At 62.5% G+C, this 17,071-nt stretch carries 10 protein-coding genes and 1 pseudogene; 4 read left to right on the forward strand and 7 right to left on the reverse strand.

Annotated elements, in window-relative coordinates; all coding sequences use genetic code 11:
* Positions 1–29 precede the first annotated feature (29 nt).
* A complete protein-coding gene (locus tag AC07UH_RS20070) occupies positions 30–1,241 on the reverse strand; it encodes a hypothetical protein (RefSeq protein ID WP_495181984.1) in 1,212 nt (403 codons plus the stop codon).
* A gap of 253 nt (positions 1,242–1,494) precedes the next feature.
* On the opposite strand from AC07UH_RS20070, the gene AC07UH_RS20075 reads away from it, so the two are divergent.
* Entirely contained in the window at positions 1,495–6,798 is a 5,304-nt protein-coding gene (locus tag AC07UH_RS20075) for a sacsin N-terminal ATP-binding-like domain-containing protein (protein WP_495181983.1), read from the forward strand.
* 47 nt (positions 6,799–6,845) lie between these two features.
* Here the strand turns inward: AC07UH_RS20075 and AC07UH_RS20080 are convergent.
* Positions 6,846–6,968: pseudogene (locus AC07UH_RS20080) on the reverse strand (TraR/DksA C4-type zinc finger protein); the annotation flags it as partial.
* On the opposite strand from AC07UH_RS20080, the gene AC07UH_RS20085 reads away from it, so the two are divergent.
* Positions 6,928–7,416, forward strand: coding sequence for an MFS transporter (locus AC07UH_RS20085; RefSeq protein ID WP_495181982.1), 489 nt, complete (start codon positions 6,928–6,930; stop codon positions 7,414–7,416). The pseudogene AC07UH_RS20080 and the gene AC07UH_RS20085 sit on opposite strands and share 41 nt — an antisense overlap.
* A 300-nt stretch (positions 7,417–7,716) precedes the next feature.
* Positions 7,717–9,138 (forward strand): serine hydrolase domain-containing protein, encoded by a 1,422-nt coding sequence (locus tag AC07UH_RS20090; protein ID WP_495181981.1) that lies wholly within the window; start codon positions 7,717–7,719, stop codon positions 9,136–9,138.
* Between the two features lie 201 nt (positions 9,139–9,339).
* On the opposite strand, the gene AC07UH_RS20095 is transcribed toward AC07UH_RS20090, so the two are convergent.
* The 3 genes from AC07UH_RS20095 to AC07UH_RS20105 are packed head-to-tail and all read right to left on the reverse strand — an operon-like array spanning position 9,340 to position 12,982.
* Entirely contained in the window at positions 9,340–10,407 is a 1,068-nt protein-coding gene (locus tag AC07UH_RS20095; protein ID WP_495181980.1) for an acetate/propionate family kinase, read from the reverse strand.
* Positions 10,395–12,809 (reverse strand): phosphoketolase family protein, encoded by a 2,415-nt coding sequence (locus AC07UH_RS20100; protein WP_495181979.1) that lies wholly within the window; start codon positions 12,807–12,809, stop codon positions 10,395–10,397. The genes AC07UH_RS20095 and AC07UH_RS20100 overlap by 13 nt, the downstream gene beginning before the upstream one ends.
* 2 nt (positions 12,810–12,811) lie before the next feature.
* Positions 12,812–12,982, reverse strand: coding sequence for a hypothetical protein (locus AC07UH_RS20105; RefSeq protein ID WP_171009471.1), 171 nt, complete (start codon positions 12,980–12,982; stop codon positions 12,812–12,814).
* Between the two features lie 318 nt (positions 12,983–13,300).
* Between AC07UH_RS20105 and AC07UH_RS20110 the strand changes: the two genes are divergently transcribed.
* Positions 13,301–14,074: an alpha/beta fold hydrolase gene (locus tag AC07UH_RS20110; protein ID WP_495181978.1), complete on the forward strand. Its 774-nt coding sequence runs from the start codon at positions 13,301–13,303 to the stop codon at positions 14,072–14,074.
* Positions 14,075–14,241: 167 nt separating this feature from the next.
* Here the strand turns inward: AC07UH_RS20110 and AC07UH_RS20115 are convergent, their stop codons facing one another.
* Positions 14,242–15,567 carry a hypothetical protein gene (locus AC07UH_RS20115; RefSeq protein ID WP_495181977.1) on the reverse strand — a complete coding sequence of 442 codons (1,326 nt, stop codon included), beginning with the start codon at positions 15,565–15,567 and terminating at the stop codon, positions 14,242–14,244.
* Positions 15,554–16,780 (reverse strand): hypothetical protein, encoded by a 1,227-nt coding sequence (locus tag AC07UH_RS20120; RefSeq protein WP_495189972.1) that lies wholly within the window; start codon positions 16,778–16,780, stop codon positions 15,554–15,556. Before AC07UH_RS20120 ends, AC07UH_RS20115 begins: the two co-directional genes overlap by 14 nt.
* Positions 16,781–17,071: the final 291 nt, after the last annotated feature.

A 17,071-nucleotide genomic window follows, 5' to 3' on the forward strand; every position in this document is an offset into this window, starting at 1 on the left:
CAAACCTCCCATGATCCACGCGCAGTGAATCAGGAAAGCCACTCCGCCTCAACCCGCTGATTGGGTTTGAGCCCTAGCAGTTCCGAGCTGTCGGCGAGCGCGGCGCTCGTTTGACCTTCGGCCTCCAATGCCTCCTCCAGGGCCTGCAGGAACCAAGACTGGCTCCGGCCCCGCGCATGGTCCAGGCAGATCGCGCGGGTCATGCTCCCCAGGAACTCGTCCCAGCCCCTGACGTCTGAGCGGAAGCGGGGCACCTGGGCCAGCTCGTAGCCGGTCAGGTAGCGAAGCCGAAATTCCGGATCGCCGATCAGCTCTAGATCCCTGGCCACCCGGTCTTCGAAGGCTTGGGCGTAGTGATCCCGGTCAAGCACATCGGAGCCCTCAAGGAACGATCCGGCATCCGCCTGGAGCCGGTCCCACAAGCCGGCTATCGCGTCGATGAAGGCGCCGCATGCACGCCGTAGCGCGGCCGGATCCTTCAATCCCTCCAGCGTCTTCACGAGGGCCACGCGATCTTCGTAGCCTCGTTTTCTGAAAGTCCCACTATTTGCCTTGTAGCACGCCTCGGAACACCAGTCCCCAAGGTGGGTCCAGACGAATAGCCGGCGACGCCAGTTGCCTGCATCGCCATCGGCCGCACTCGCTGCGTCGTTGTGCATGTCGTCAGCGCCCGCCTCGCCGGCGTAATGATACGTCAGGTTCTTCGTAGCTGGCACCTCGAAGCCGCTGAGTGATACCATCCGCGACTGTTCATTCTGCCCGAGGGCCTGCTTGAGCCGGACGGGCACCTTGAGGAAGCTCTGCTCCGGCCGGAAGTCTGACAGCAGGAATCCCCGCTGGATCCATAGGTCGAAGTTGCTGAGCGACGGCCTCTCCCGCCCGACCGTGATCCCGGGAAGCCGGAGCTGCAGGCCCACGCCCAGATCCAGATCCCTTGCGGGCTCGATCCTTCGGGGTTCGCCCGCCCCGGTCGCGGTCACGACCTCGTCGCACCAGTTAATGACGTGCGAGTGGCGCGCCTTGGTCAGGCGGCAGCTGGCTATCAGCTCGGCGTTCAGTGCGCCGCCGAAACCCTGCCTTGTCGCGTTGGCGGACCCGAAGATTAGGGTCCGCGCGGTCCGCTTCGCCTCCGTGCGCCAGACGATGTAGAACAGCTTTAGGTGGACGAGCCCAGGAGCCGATCCAAACGTGCAGGTCAGCGCGACCTTGCGCTTGGACGCGGCGACGGCGTCCTTGATCATCTGGACGTCCTCGCGCCTGCAGCCGTCGTCTATAACGACGTGAAGGTGCTTTGGCCTCAGCTTGCTGATCAGCTGATCGAAGAAGTTCCGCTCGACGTAGGGTGTTACGACGAGGACAGTCTCCGCCTTCCGGTTCGCCGGCCGCGAAAAAAGGTCGTAGCTGTGGTCGGAGGGTGCTGCCATGCTGAACCATGGACGCCGCGGTTCGCGGCGTAAAGGCACCCGTGGCCGCAGAGCGACGTAGAGGGGATCGATGAAGCCGCGCGACGACCAGGAACCGTTCGAGATCGGAACGATCGAGGCGAGCGCGAGCGATGATCCGGCCTCCATGCTGGAAGCGCTGCTCGATCGGCAGTTCGACAACGCCATCCATGCCGTGCGCTCCGGGCTGCAGACCTACGAGAGCCTGCGCAACGTTAACGAGGTGGTCGGCGGGGAATACGGCAGCCGGGTCGTGTTCGAGTTGTTCCAGAACGCGCACGATGCGCACGAGGCCGGGGAGGACGGCGAGATCAAGCTCCGGCTCGTGCTAGATGCCGACGGACTCGGCGACCTCTACGTGGCGAACGCCGGTCACGGCTTCGATTGGCGCAACGTCGGCGCGATCCGAAACGTAGCGGTCAGCAGCAAGAGCGTCGGCGAGGGCATAGGAAACAAGGGGCTGGGCTTCCGCAGCGTCGAGACGCTGACCGACGATCCCCGGATCTACTCGCAGACCAACGCCACCCCGGCCGATCGCTTTGGCGGCTTCTGCTTCCGTTTCGCTTCGAAAGACGAGGTGCGGGATCGGATGTCTGGCCTCGCCGCTCCCGACATAGTGGAGATGGTCGCCGATACGCTGCCGCGCTACCTCGCCGCAGTACCGCTCGTCGAGCAGGACGAGGCGATCCGGAAGTTCGCGCGGGACGGGTTCGCGACCGTCGTGCACGTTCCTCTCCGCACGGCGGAGGTGGGGAAGGTCGCTCGCGAGCAGGTTCTCGCGCTGCTGGACCCGGCTGCGCCCCTCCTCCTGTTCTTGGAGCGGCTGAAAAAGGTGGTGATCGAGATCGAGGCGTCGGGCAGCGAGCCCGTGCGCGGGACGCTGACCCGCAACGTGACGGACCGCCCGCTGCCCGCCGCAGCATCCGCCAACAAGTACGAGGTCGTGGTCCTTCAGCCCGGAGGACAGCGCTTCCTCGTGGTCCGCAGGGATGTGGACGGCGCGATCCTCGCGGATGCCGTGGAGAGGAGCGTCTCCAAGGAGCCTCAACTTGCGCGCTGGCGGGACTGGCGCGGGCAGCCGTCGGTGGCGGTCGCCGTTCCACTCGGCGAGGGCGAGCGTGACGTCGGGCGCGTCTACAACTTCCTGCCGATGGCCAAGGAGCTCAAGTCTCCGCTGCGCGCTCACATCGACGCGCCGTTCTACGCCTCGATCGACCGTCGCCGCGCTGCCTTCGACCTGCCGCTCAATGCAACACTGATGGACCAGTTGGCCGAGACCGCGGCCGCCGCGGCGCTTGAGCTGAAGGACGAGACCGGTTCGCTGGGCCGGTTCCTGGTCTTCGACCTCATTGCGTGGGACCCGGACGACCTACGTCGGGTCATGTTCGGCAAGCGATCCCCGGGCAGCGCTTGGCAGGACTTCGCGTTGGTCCCGGCCGCCGGAGGGGAGGAGGCGTGGACGAGCGTCCGGAAGGCCGTGATCTGGGACGAGGCGGGCTACCGGCTGTTCCGTGCGAGACGATTGGTGAAGGCTGGCGTTGCGGACCTGGCGGACCCGTCTTTGGGGCCTCGCCGCCTGAAGATTCTCGAACGCCTTATCAGGACGCAGAGCCGCACGCCCGGCGCAGCCGATCACCAGCTGGCTGCCTGGGGCGAGGCGCTCGCGCGTTCGCTACATGCGGAGGGCGCTGTCTCGCGAACCTGGTCCACGTTCTATGACGAACTGCACCGCGTGTTCGGGAGCCCGGCGTCGCTGCGTGCCGCGCGCGGACGGCAGTTGCTAATCTCCAGGACTGGCGAGCTTGTAGTCGCGTCCGCCGGGACCTCCATGGACACCACGCCGCCCGTTTACGTGCGGGCCGAGGCCCCGTCGCGTAGGAAGGATGGCGCTCGGGCAGGATCACCGCCGCCCGCTCTCGCCCGTCGCTATGCACTGCTCGACGAGGATGTCGTCCTCAAGCCTGAGACCAGCGCGGACTTTATCAAGGCCGGCCTTTGCCGACGTTACGACGCGGTCGAGTTGCTGTCGGGTATATCCGCCACCTTCACCGACAAGCCGGCTCCCGCCCGGCGGGAAGCGGCGCTGCGCTGGGCCTTCGATGTCTGGCGAGCCGAGCCGCAGCGCGCCGAGCTGATACTGCCTAGGCTCGATTTGCACGTCGAGACGCGGGATGGCTGGGCTCCCGCGCGTCTCTCCTGCTTCTCGGAGGGCTGGACGCGCACCGGCCGGACCCTCGAAACCTTCCTCGCCGAGGCGGCCTCGTCGTCACAGGCTTGTCAGGATGCCCGAGGCACGCTTCTTGTGGCGGACGCGGGCTGGGTCCCGACGACCGAGGCGATGCGGCGCGAGTGGGTGCGCTTCCTTTCCATCGTCGGCGTCAACGACGGTCTGACCCCCGTCGCGTCGGTTGACGTGCCGGAGAGCGGGTGGCCGAACGGGACGTGGCACAACCTTATCCGCAGCGAGGTTCCTACAGCCGGTCGCGATGCCCGATGGGTAGCGCTTACGCGCGGAACCGTGCTGCACAACCCGAACACCGACTACCAGCGCAAGGGCGAACTCTGCCTTTTTCCTGGTCAAGTCGAATGCGACACGTTCGCTCCCGAAACGCGCGGCCGGCTCGCCGAGCTGGTCCTCGCGCACCTCGCGCAAAAGGGTGCGGAGAAGTTGACCTTCCGGCTGGGGCGCTACGACCGGTGGGAGCGCGACTGGAACGAGGTGGTGATCGCCACACCGGCCGGGGCGTTCGTGAAGTCCGCGCCCTGGATGCCGCTGGCGTCCGACCCTGAATCCTTCTCGCGTCCTTCCGACCTTTGGTCGACAAGCGACGGCCGGCAGCGGCCGCGCTTCGTCCCGAGCCCGTCCGAGCGCTTGGCGGGCAGGATCGAGGACGACGAGCGGCTCCGCAAGCTGCTCATGGGGCCCTCGGCGGGGGTCAAGGACTGGTCGTCGAACGACATGACCGTCGCGAAGCTGCAAGCCTTGGCGGTCGCCGCGGTGCAGCTCGAGCAACGCGACAGGGTGGCGTTCCGCCGCGCCTATCAACGCGGGTGGGTGCAGGCCGTCGAGACGAAGTTTGTTCTTCCCGCGAACCTGTCGATCGCGGCCTCTGGGCAGGATGGCTGGAACTTGGTCCGGGGCGACGGGACGGCCAAGCCGACGATCTACGTCTCTGCCGATCTTCAGCGTCCTGAGGCCCGTGCGCTCATTGCCGTCGGTCAGCCGATCCTCGACGTCGCGGAGGAGGAGCTGGTCGGGCCCGTGATCGCCGCCCTGCTGGCCGGCGGCGGCTTCGACGCCAAGCCGGTCGGGCAGGGCGACGTCGTTCTCGTGGTCGACGGACGCCCTTTCGCACCGAGCCTCGCCGACACGCCCTTGCTGGCCAGCGGGTTGGACTGGCTGGTGGACGCGGCAGCGCTGGCGAACGATGTTCTCGGACGTGAACTGGAGCGGCAGATCTCGCCCGCGAGCGTCGAAAGAAGACTGCGACGTGTCCGGGTTCATTTCTGCAACACCATCGAACTCCGCGTAGATGGCGCTACGTCCGGCGAGCGCATGCCGGTGTATGCGCACGATGATCCCGCGCTTCCCACGCTGATCGTGTCCGGCGCCCGGGAGATCACCTGGGCCGTCCTGGCCGACGCCGCTACCTCGCTGTCGTCGCTGCTCGACCGTCGCATGCGCTCGCTGGAGACTCTGCTACTCCGTCTCGCCGCGAGGCAGTCGGCTGGACCTGAGGAGAGGCCGACCGACCTCGCGTTCGCGCAGGCGCTGAGATGCCGGATCGAGCTCGTCCGCGAGCACGAGGCCGCCCGGCGGGGTTCAGGTGAGCGTCTGGCGCGGCTGCTGGTGCCGGCGGTGGCGTGCCTGTCCGGGCTTGAAGCGGCCATGGAGCTCAGGGCGCGACTTGCCGGCAAGGGCGATGCGGCCAACCCGGCCGAGCTACTCGAGGAATGTGCGCCGGGTATCGCGCCCGATCCAGCCGAACTTCTGGCGATGATCTGGGAGGTCGGCGACCTGGCGGAATTGCGGCGGCGTCTGGGCCTCGACTTCGGCGAGTTCAACAGGATGCTCGTAGCGCTCGGCGAGCCGATCCTTTCGAACGAAGCCGAGTTGCGGCGCCTGTTCGACGTTTGGATCGAGGACATCCAGCCGTCGGCCGTAGACCGGCTTCGCCGCCGGTACTGGGCGGACTTCGAATCCGGGAAGTCGCTCGTGGCCTACGTCGCCGCGCGCGGCATGAACTTTGTCGATTTCGATGAAGGCTGGATCGCGGACCGTGAGACGCTCGGTCGCGCCGCCGTCGAGGAACGCGTGTCGGCCGCCTTGGATGCGCTCGTGGGTCCCGACATCGAGCTCGACCTGCCCGACGTCCGCGCAACCTCCGCGAGGAGCAAGCGCACCTTGCAGAAGGCCATCGAGGAGGCCGCCCCGGTCGTGCGGGCCTGGTTGCATCGCGAAGGCAGGGTTCCGGGTGTCTGGGGCGAGGGCCCGCTTTCAGTGGTCAAGCTCGTCGACCAGGCAGGGCTGTTGGACTTCGCCGAGATCGAGGCATCGTCGGCCATCGCAGCGCTCGTCCGCGCGAGTGCCTGGCCGGTGGGCATGCAGCCGACCATCGATTTGAAGGTCCTGAAGATCGACCCGTCGGATATGCTTGGAGAAGCCAAGAGGCTTCAGGATGCGAAGGAGGAGAAGGCGCGCGAGCAGCGGACGATCCAGTTCGCTGGACAGCCCTTGGACACCGCCGCTCCCGACTTCGCCGAACGGCTCGCGGCGCTGGCTGATCTAGGCATAGCGGATGGATCCTGGCTCAAGCGGTCGCGGCGCCGATTCAGCTTGGCGGAGATGCCCGAGACCGCTCCTGGTTCGCGCGGGCCCGGGCCGGGCGGACCCGGTGGCCGGCGACGCAGCCAGCCGACCGAAGCAATGCGCACCGCGATGGGCCTGGCGAGCGAGTATCTGGTCAGGAAGTGGCTGGAGGAGAGGCACCGTGGGCGGTTCACCCAGGCTTCGTGGGTTTCGAGCAATCGAGAGGAGGCCACGACGAGCGGCCACGGGGACGATCGTTGGGGGTTCGACTTCCGGATCCGGACGGTGGAACACGAATGGCAGTACGAGGTGAAGTCCAGCCTCGACGATCGCTACGAGTTCGAGTTCACGCAGAATGAGATGCGGGTGGCCGCGAAGGCCGCCAAGGATACGACGCAAAAGTATCGCATCCTTTACGTGCCGTTCGTATTTGATCCGACTAGGTGGCGGGTGATGGAACTGCCGAACCCGATGAGCGACGACGGACGCAAGCTCTTCAAGGCACTCGGCACCGGCGCGACCCGCTTTCGGTTCGATCCGAATTAGAATTCGCTAGGCTGCGCTCGTCGATGCTAAACTTCTTGGTCTTGGCGTCAGCGAAGCTGGCTATCCTTGCTGCCGCGTCTGTTGAACAGCGAGGCGGCTGGCTTCGCATCGCGTTCGGACTGGCAGGCGATGCACGTGCGCACGCCTGGCACCGCGGTCCTGCGGCGCTCGTCGCCGCCGGTCGCGTTGCTAGCGACGGCAGTGTTTTTCGGCGGCACGGTGAAGGCTATGGCCGCCATGGCCTTCGCTTCGATGATGGCCGATGCCGCCGACGAGCATGAGCATTTGTTCGGCGCACGGCGCGAGAGCCTGTATTTCGCGGGTTGGGCTTTCGCTAGCAAGGCGGGCGCCGGATTCGGTTCGCTATTGGCGGGTATCGCCATGCAGATGATCGGCCTGCAATCCGGAACGGCAGGACACGGCGCGGCGATCACCGCCGCAGACTTGTCGCACAGCGCGAGCACCTGGATCGGAATCATTTATGGCCCCGGCACCGGTATGCTGGCGTTGGCAGCAGCACTCGTCTGTCTGTTTTACCGGCTCGAAGCCAATACGCATCGCACTATCTTCGACGAACTAGCCGTAGGACGCGCGGCTTTTGCTCCGCCAATCGTCTAGCGCATGTCGGTATTGCAGTCAGATCGGATGGATCGAGGACGACGACCCACATCCAGTCATTCGCGGCCTCTTTTCGGCGCCCCACCTTCTGCCATTCATTCATCCTCGCTGCCTGGGAGGTGCTAAGCCTCGGACCTGCCCGCTTTTTACGAGGAGGATGATAAAATCGAAATCCTCGCAGGTGGCTACGCGAAAGACACTAAAACGCGCAGGACGCTTGCTACGCAACACCACCAGGTGTATTTGCAAGGTAATACACCTGGTGGTGAGGCTATGAGCAAATTAGTTCGAGTGGCGTACATGATGGCCCTGCTGCCCATCCCCGCAACAGCTCAACAGAGTGCTCCCACGCCATCTAAGATCACTGTGGTCGAGCAGGGGCTGACATCGGCCGTTGTGCTGGCAGGTGCACCGGCACCGCACCGCACGATCGAAGCGGAGATGCGACGGCTGAATGTGCCTGGGGTCAGCGTCGCCGTCCTGCATGGCGGCGCCATTGAATGGTCCAAGGGGTACGGGATCACGCGAGCAGGTGGCCCAGCCGTAACGCCATCTACGCTGTTTCAGGCTGGCTCGATCAGCAAGCCGGTCACGGCGCTCGCTGCGTTGCGCCTCGTCCAGCAGCACCGCTTGACGCTGGACGGCGATGTCAACACGCAACTCATGGGATGGCAGCTGCCGACGCCACCCGGTGAACAGGTCAGCTTACGCGAATTGCTGTCGCATACGGCGGGAACCACGGTGCATGGCTTCCCCGGCTACGCTGCTGGGGTCGCGGTGCCGAGCGTCGACGACGTGCTTGCCGGCCATGCTCCCGCAAACACCAAATCGGTTGTCGTGGATACGAAGCCCGGGACGACGTGGCGCTATTCCGGTGGTGGCTTCACGGTCATTCAGAAACTGATTGGCGATGTGACGGGTAAGCCATTCGCCGCGGTTCTCCACGATGAGGTGCTTCGACCCGCCGGCATGGCGCGCAGCAGCTTCGCCCAGCCGCTCGACGCCGCTTCGCTGGCGACCGCCGCCTGGCCACATGACGGGTCGGGCAAGCCCGTGCCCGGCGGACCTCACACCTATCCGGAGCTGGCCGCCGCTGGTCTGTGGAGCACGCCAAGCGATTTGCTGCGCTACGCGATCGCCGTGCGCGACAGTGCGCGTGGAGAGAAAGGCAGCATTCTCGATCAATCGCTGGCAACCGCAATGCTGACACCCGGCAAGGGGGAATGGGGCCTCGGTCTTGAAGTGCACCCGACACCTGCCGATCGCGCGTTCGCGCATGGCGGCAGCAACGAGGGATACGAGAATTTCCTGGTCGCCTATACCGGGTCGGGCGACGGGGTGGCGGTCATGACGAACGGTGCCCAGGGTGTCGAACTGGGATCGGAAATCACCCGCAGCGTGGCCGCCGCCTACGGCTGGCCTAGCTACCACAGCATCGAGCGCGCGAGCGTGCCGATCCCAGGCGACATCCGCGCTCGCCTGATCGGAACCTACGTCGTCTCCGATCTCGGCTCCTTCTCGATCACCGCGAACGGATCGGGCCTGGCTATCTCGCTTAAGGAGGGTGTCAGCGAGCCGCTCTATGCGTCGGCGCCGGACAGTTATTTCATCCTTTCAACCGACTTGGTGCTGCGTATGGGCCGCGAGCCTGAAGTCACTGGGCGGCTCGTCATGGGATCTTTCGACTGGCCGTTTGCGAGAGAAACGGATGCTAAACCCTGACCTCTGATGTTCTCAATTGGCGTCGTTAAACGGAACAATCCCCCTTCTCAAAAGGGATGCTGCTCCGGGAATAACTAAGTTTGGTAAAGGGGGTGCCCTGCCCTATTGCCTCGACGACCCAGAAGCGGCCATCCAAGCCGATGTACCGGCTTACCAACTTCGGCCACTCGTTAATCAGTACGCTGCGAACGGCAGGTGATGTCACACCGACACGTTGTGTGCGCCGCCTGCCAGCATAAGCGCCGACGTATCCCACGCGATCTGCTCTTCCTCGTCAGCCGAGCAGGCTCTGACGTTCCCCGCATCCGCGCCCTGCTTTACCCCTGCCCAGACTAGATCGGCGCAAATCGCGTTCCGCGTTTCGGCATCATGTTCGCCGATGCCGCCGCTGAAGACGAGTAGGTCGATGCCGCCCAGGCTGGCGATCATCGCCGCAATCTGCTTGGCGACCGATCGGCAGAAGATGTCGATGGCGAGCTGGGCGTCGGGAACGGCGAGCGCCAATTGCCGCAGTTTTTGCAGGTCGCCACTTTGCCCCGAGATGCCGAGGAGTCCGGATTCATGATCGAGCAACTCCTCCAGGAGGCCGGCCGTCATCCCGTCCTTGCGGAGCAGGAACAGCAGCAGCCCCGGATCGAGATCGCCGCTGCGGGTGGCCATCACGACGCCCCCCGACGGCGTCAGTCCCATCGAGGTATCGACCGAGACGCCGTTTAGAACCGCGGTGACGCTCGCGCCACTGCCGAGATGCGCGACCACCAACCGCTTGGGCCGGTCGGCGCCGAGCTGGCGCACGATCGACTGGCAGGACAGACCGTGAAAGCCGTAGCGCCTGACCCCGGCAGCCTGGAGCGCCTTAGGCACGGGCAGGATCGCAGCGATCGCCGGCAGGTGCTCGTGAAAGCCGGTATCGAAACAGGCGATTTGCGGCGTCCCCGGATAGCGGCGCTGCGCCTCTGCGATCAAGTCCAGGGCGGCGCGCCCATGCAGGGGCGCAAACTCGCATGCCGCCTCAAGGTCGGCAATGACACCGTTGTCGATCAGCCTCGGCCCGAACAGCTTCGGCCCGCCGTGCACGATGCGGTGGCCGACCGCATCGGGTTGCGCTCCGTCCAGCTTTGCCGCGATCTCGTCGAAGCTGGCGGTGTAATCGGGTTTATTCTCAACCGCGTCGGACATCACCGTTTCCGCCCGGCCCTTCCCAACGATAAAAGCACCAAATTTCAGCGACGACGACCCGCAGTTGATGGACAGGATCAACGTTTCCATCGCCAGTCGCGCACCTCGGGCAGATCGTCGCCCTCTTCGGCGACGTAGAGCTTGTGCCGCTCGATCATCGCCCAGTAGCGTGCAGTCTCCTTCGGCAAGCGATCTTTAAGCCGCGGCACGCGCTCGATCGTGTCGAGCGCCAAGCGATAACGGTCGAGATCGTTCATCACGACCATGTCGAACGGCGTCGTCGTCGTCCCCTCACCCTTGTAGCCGCGGACGTGAAAGTTGTGATGGCCATGGCGGGCATAGGCCAGCCGGTGCACTAATGACGGATAGCCGTGGAAGGCGAAGATCACCGGGCGATCGGTGGTGAACATCGCGTCGAACGCGCGATCGTCCAAGCCGTGCGGGTGCTCGGATTGCGGTTGTAGCACCATCAGGTCAACGACGTTGACCACCCGAATGCGGATATCGGGCACATACTCCCGCAGCAGCATGGCCGCAGCAAGCGTCTCCAGCGTCGGCACGTCCCCCGCGCAGGCAAGCACCACGTCGGGCTCGCCTGCATCGCTCGCCCATTCCCAGATGCCGGCACCGATCGTGCAGTGGCGCACTGCCTCGTCGATCGTCAGCCACTGCCATTCGGGCTGCTTGCCGGCGACGATCACGTTCACATAGTTGCGGCTGCGCAGGCAGTGATCGGCGACCGACAGCAGACAATTGGCATCGGGCGGGAGATAGATGCGGGCCACCTCCGCGGTCTTGTTGGCCAAATGGTCGAGGAATCCTGGATCCTGATGCGACGAACCATTGTGGTCCTGCCGCCAGACGTGCGACGTCAGCAGGTAGTTAAGCGATGCGATCGGCTTGCGCCACGGGATCGCGCGCGTGGTCTTCAGCCACTTCGCGTGCTGGTTCACCATTGAGTCGACGATGTGGACGAACGCCTCGTAGCACGAGAACAGGCCGTGGCGGCCGGTAAGGAGATAGCCTTCCAGCCAGCCCTGACAGAGATGCTCGCTCAGGACCTCCATGACGCGGCCGTCCGGGGCAAGGTCCGTATCGTTCGGTTCGACCTCGGCCATCCACGTCTTGCCGGTCACGTCGTACACAGCCTGCAAACGGTTCGAGGCGGTCTCATCAGGGCCGAATAGCCGCATGTTCGACGCACTCAGGTTGAGCGCCATCGCCTCCTTCAGGTAGCTGCCGAGCGTCGCCGTGGCGGCCGCTCTAACGGCGCCCGGCGCAGCGAGCGCAACCGCGTGCGACCGGAAATCGGGCAGCGCGAGCGCGCGCATCACCTCGCCGCCATTGGCATGAATGTTGGAGCCCATCCGGCTGTGCCCGGTCGGTGCCAGCGAGGCAAATTCCTCGCGGAACTTGCCGGCTGCGTCGAACAGTTCCTCCGCGCGATAGCTGCGTAGCCAGTCTTCCAACTGCACGAGATGCTCGGGATCCTCGAAGTCGGCGATCGGCACCTGATGCGCGCGCCACGTGCCCTCTACCGGTTTGCCGTCGACTCTTTTCGGTCCGGTCCACCCCTTTGGCGTACGGAGCACGATCATCGGCCAGCGTGGCCTTATGCCGCTCGACGTGGCGGATCGGGCTTCGCGTTGGATCGTGCGGATATGTTCCAGAACTGTCTCGAGCACCCCGGCCAGCTGCTGGTGGACGAGCATCGGATCGTCGCCTTCGACGAAGAACGGTTCGTGGCCATAGCCGCGCAGCAGGCTGGCCAACTCCTCGTCGCTGATCCGGGCGAGCACCGTGGGGTTCGCGATCTTGAAGCCGTTGAGATGCAGGATCGGCAGCACGGCGCCGTCGCGCGCGGGATTGAGGAACTTGTTGCTGTGCCAACTCGCCGCCAGCGCCCCCGTCTCCGCTTCGCCGTCACCGATCACGCAGGCGACGATCAGGTCGGGATTGTCGAACGCGGCGCCGTACGCGTGCGCCAGCGAATAGCCGAGCTCGCCGCCCTCGTGGATCGATCCCGGCGTCTCGGGCGCGACATGGCTCGGGATGCCGCCCGGCCAGGAGAACTGCCGGAACAGCCGCTCCATGCCGCCGCGGCTACGCTCGATCGCCGGATAGAGTTCGGTGTACGACCCTTCGAGATAGGTCTGCGCAACGATGCCGGGGCCGCCATGGCCAGGGCCGATGATGGCGATCATGTCGAGATCATGCTCGACGATCAGGCGGTTGAGGTGAACGTAAATGAGGTTCAGCCCCGGCGTGGTGCCCCAATGACCAAGTAGCCGCGGCTTGATGTCGGCCAGCGTCAGTGGGCGGTCCAGCAGCGGATTGGCGCGCAGGTAGATCTGGCCGACCGAGAGGTAATTCGCGGCCCGCCAATAGCCGTGCATCCGCTGCAGTAAATCCGGCGACAGCGGCGACGCCTCTGCGGCGCGGATGTCCACATGAGGATCGACGAAGGGCGGGCGTTGCAGCAGCGCATCCATGTTCAAACGGCCTCGCTGTCGACCAGCGGTTCAGTGGGGCGCGCTTGGCCGGCCGCCGAATGGAGATCGGCCAGTTTGTTATGAATGGTGCGTTCGACGTTGCTGGCCGATCGATCGGCCATCTGCCGCTCGCTACGTGCGCGCGCCAAATGATTGCTGCGGATAATTGGCATGACCGTCTCCCATATCAAAGCGGGAGCGCTAGCGGTCTCTCAGCCGTCGCGGTGCCCAGGGCGGAAGCGACGATGTGCCTAATTACCACGTCCCAGCCTTTTGCCCTAATGATCTCTCGGGCACCGAGCCGGGATGTCAGTTCGAATGCACGCGCGGACGTTAGTTCAGGAACAGTAGGGATGAAGCTCCAGCTATCGCGGCATCGTAGCTCAGCCTTTAGCAAAGCAAGCATGCCGACGCGTGCGTGGCAGCGTTCCTGCATGCGCGAGCCATTACGGCCGTTCGAACGTTGAAGATCCCTGAAGGGATCATGGTTCATGCATCACATCACTCGCGGCGTCGGCAAGCCGCTTCTGCTCATCCATGGTTTGGGTAGCAGCTGGCGTGCTTGGCAGTTGATCCTGGACGACCTGGCAGCAGAACGATCGGTGATCGCCATCGATCTCCCCGGCCACGGTGCAACAGCGGCCGAGCAGGACAGCGGTACGTTCGAGGGGTTGGTCGGCAGCGTCGAGCGCTACCTCGTCGTGAACGATCTTGTCGGCATCGATGTCGTGGGCAGCTCGATGGGTGCCCGGATCGTGCTGGAACTGGCTCGCCGGGGGAAGGTCGGCAACGTCGTCTCGCTCGATCCGGGTGGTTTTTGGCGTGGTTGGGAGCGTTCCTACTTCCGCACCACGATCGGCCTCTCTGCGAAGCTGCTGCGCGTCCTGCGATCGCGTCTGCCGGTGATCAGCCGCAGTGCCGCGGCGCGCACGGCGCTATTGGCTCAGCTTTCCGCACAGCCTTCTGCGTTGCCACCTGAGCTGGTGTGCTCTGAATTGACCGGCATCACAGATACGGCAACGTTCGATGGCCTTGTCGATGACCTTGCCACGGGCCCGGAGCAGAAAGGCCCAGCCGCTGATCCAGCGCAACGCATTGTCATCGGTTGGGGCAAGCATGACCGGTTGTGCTTGCCCCGGCAGGCGACCCGCGCGACAGCGGCGTTTCCGTCTGCAACGCTGCACTGGTTTGACCACAGCGGCCACTTTCCAATGTGGGACATGCCGCGCGAAACAGCAGCGCTTATCCTACAGGCGACCAGGTGAGCACGTCTTTCGTTTTATACGGCGGCATGGAAGGGGAGTGTAGCCGCTAAGACCCACAAGTGGACGTTGGGCCGCCGGCGGCTCGCCTCAAGATTGGACGTTCATTCATCGCTGATCGGCGGCAACTTCCCGCTCCTAGTCTCGGGTGCATCCAACCCTCTCAGCCTTCAGTATAGTTTCAAGGCTTCTCTCGCGTACCGGAGAGGATTCGGAGCCGCCACGGATGGGAGCCCAAATGCTAAGCGTTGCATGGCCGGTAAACAAAGATCCGTTAACGTTAGCAGAACTGTAGGAACGCTCAACTCACGATTAGAAAGATGGAATTCTGTTTCCTTGTTATGGACGATAGAGCATCGCACTTGATATAGCAATCTTGGTAGAATATCGCACGCCTCATTTAGGTTGCTCAAGTCAAGCTGCTGACCAGTTGCTCTCACTCCTAGCTTTTCTAAAAAACCATGGAATTCGTTGGCCACGAAGGCTGGGTTATTGAACAGCAACTGAAACATGTCTCGAACAGAATCTTTAAATGCTCTTCCACCAATCTGCTTATCCCAGGAAGTCTTGATTAGACTGCTCAGATGATGCGCCTCCTTGTTCTGAACTGATATTTCCATTTGCTTGAAATGCCGAATCCCAAAAAGCGCAGACGCGCCACTCCGATCAACGACCTTAACTATCTGGGCGCGTATCATGTAATTTTCGAGCACGTGATAGCAGCTTAGTAGAGTATCCAAAACTGTGGTTCGGCTATTGATCTCCCCTAATATCTCAAAGGGTTCGCTGAACTGATTGTAATTGTCAGTTGTTCGAAGGGTTTCTGGGATCCCCATAAGAGCGGCCGTCGACGGTGCGAAGACGGGGTTCGTCAGCAAAAATCCAGCAAGGAGAAGGTGATACTTGCAATAAAAGTTGCGCTGTTGCTCGGCTGTTATCGTGGAAACCACCCAGACCTTACCTGTAAGGTCGCCTGCTTGCTCACCGACTATGATAGAGACACAGGCCGCGGTTCTATGGGGGATACTTACCGGACTTGCCTCCTCTCCAAGGGGTTGCCGCAAGTCGAAGAAAGCCACAGATCCTTTTAAGTCCCCCGGATGCTCATAGATGAACAGGTTTAACGCACGCCCACCCTTCCTAAACGCATCAAACCGAGCCTCACTAATCACGAATTCTGCAAGGTCGGCGGGAACATCGATATCAAGTTCATCAGGATCGAGCTTATTGGCAAGACGCAAGAAAGTCAAAAGGTTAGCAGCCTTCGGAAATACCTGCTTCCTAGGCGTAGCGAGCGGTAATCTACCAAATAGCAGATTTACCTGTTCGACAAAATTAGCGCCCTCTTCCCCAAAAATGTTCGCCGCAACGGCGCACAGCTCCTCCGCTTCGAGGATGATGTCTGTAATCTCATCAAGCCACTCCTGAGACAGAATAGTCTCATCGACCGTGAGTCCAGACCTAATTATATCAATGATCTTCTCACGAAGCGTCATTGAGGACACCTTTAGCGTTCAGGTTGCGCCAATCTATCGGGCTACTGATGCGACCCTCAAGAAACGCTTTAGTAGCATTGAATACCGCCCGTCTGTTCACGTTGCCGATGTTAACCTTTGAGAGTTCTAGCGTGTTTCGCCATCTTTCAAACTCTTCGAGATTCAATATGCTGACGTAATCCTTGATGCGCGCGTTGAAGTCGGAAAGGATCTCGATCTTCGTACCAGGATGAGTATGGGCTACCGATCCGATCGCGCCGAAGATCCCGACCATCACAACTTCCCGCCCGAGCCACCGGATGCCCAGCTCATCTCGCAGCTCGCCATCAAGAATCTTAAGCGTTCCGGCAAACGCCGAAAGTAAATGATCGTCGATGTCGAACAGCGAGTCATCAGACTCGTCGGCAGTGAAGGACTGGGCCGCGGAAAATTCCGCGTTAGTTGTGACAATGCCTCCTTCGGCTAGAGAGACGAAAGCCGATATGAGGTGAGCAAAGTGAAACTCGCCCGACCGTCTTTCTTTGCTATAGGATGTAGAGGCCTTGTCTTTCTCTCTGAACAATCTGCCTGGCTGCAACTCATTCTCCAGGACGTCAAAGTTGCTCCAAAACAGAAGCTCAATCTGGTGCTTTATGTTAACCGACTTGTGACCAGCATTAAGAACAAGCATCTTCTGTATCTGCTGCGCCTCGGACAAGCCGATCCACACCTCAAGCCAAATGGTGTTAACTTCGAACGTCTCAGATCCGTTGACGCCTGCTCGCTTGGCTTCGAGTATCTTCTGGAAGACCTGCGGGCTTAAGCCTTCAGCGCGAAGGCCTTGAGCGATCTTACGTGTCAACCGCGCAACAGGAATATCCCCCTCGTCGACGAAGCTATTGTCAATGTACTTTATGGTATCCCAGATTTCCCTGAGTCGGTGGCTCCGCTGCAGTCCATCGAGAACTTTGAAGTCCGAGCCTAGATCAAAGGATGCCCCGATCTTTTGGGCTTTTAAATTGGGACCAGCCACAAGTACAATTGAAGGTATGTGCCTCCTCTTAGCGAGGGTGTCCCACAGATTATCGAGGAATCGATTCGTAACGATTCCTCTTTGTATGTAAAAATCCCGAAAATCCGCTGGAAGACTCGTAACGTACTCATACAGAGATGCCTTACAAAGAAGGCAGGTGGCATCGCCCTCACGAATACTGTCCAGTACTTCCATTTTCACAAAATTACCCTTAGCTTGATCGTACGGTCACGCGAAACGATCCATCTTCGATGGTTTCGGATCGTCCAACATCGAGGGCAGAGGCCTAAGCCTCCCCAACGCTGAAACGACCATTTTACCCGGACGGAACGTAAGACTGCTGATTGGGGGAAAAGGAGGGACCGGGAACGAGAGGGTATCGGCTCTTATCTCCGCACGCCATCTTTTTTCGGCTTTCGGAGCGGCACGATCGCAGGCGATCAGGGGGAGGATGTAGGCGCGTCGTTACTCTGTTCAGACGCGCGAAACCGG

Source organism: Sphingomonas sp. GW821-FHT04B01, from assembly GCF_059420425.1.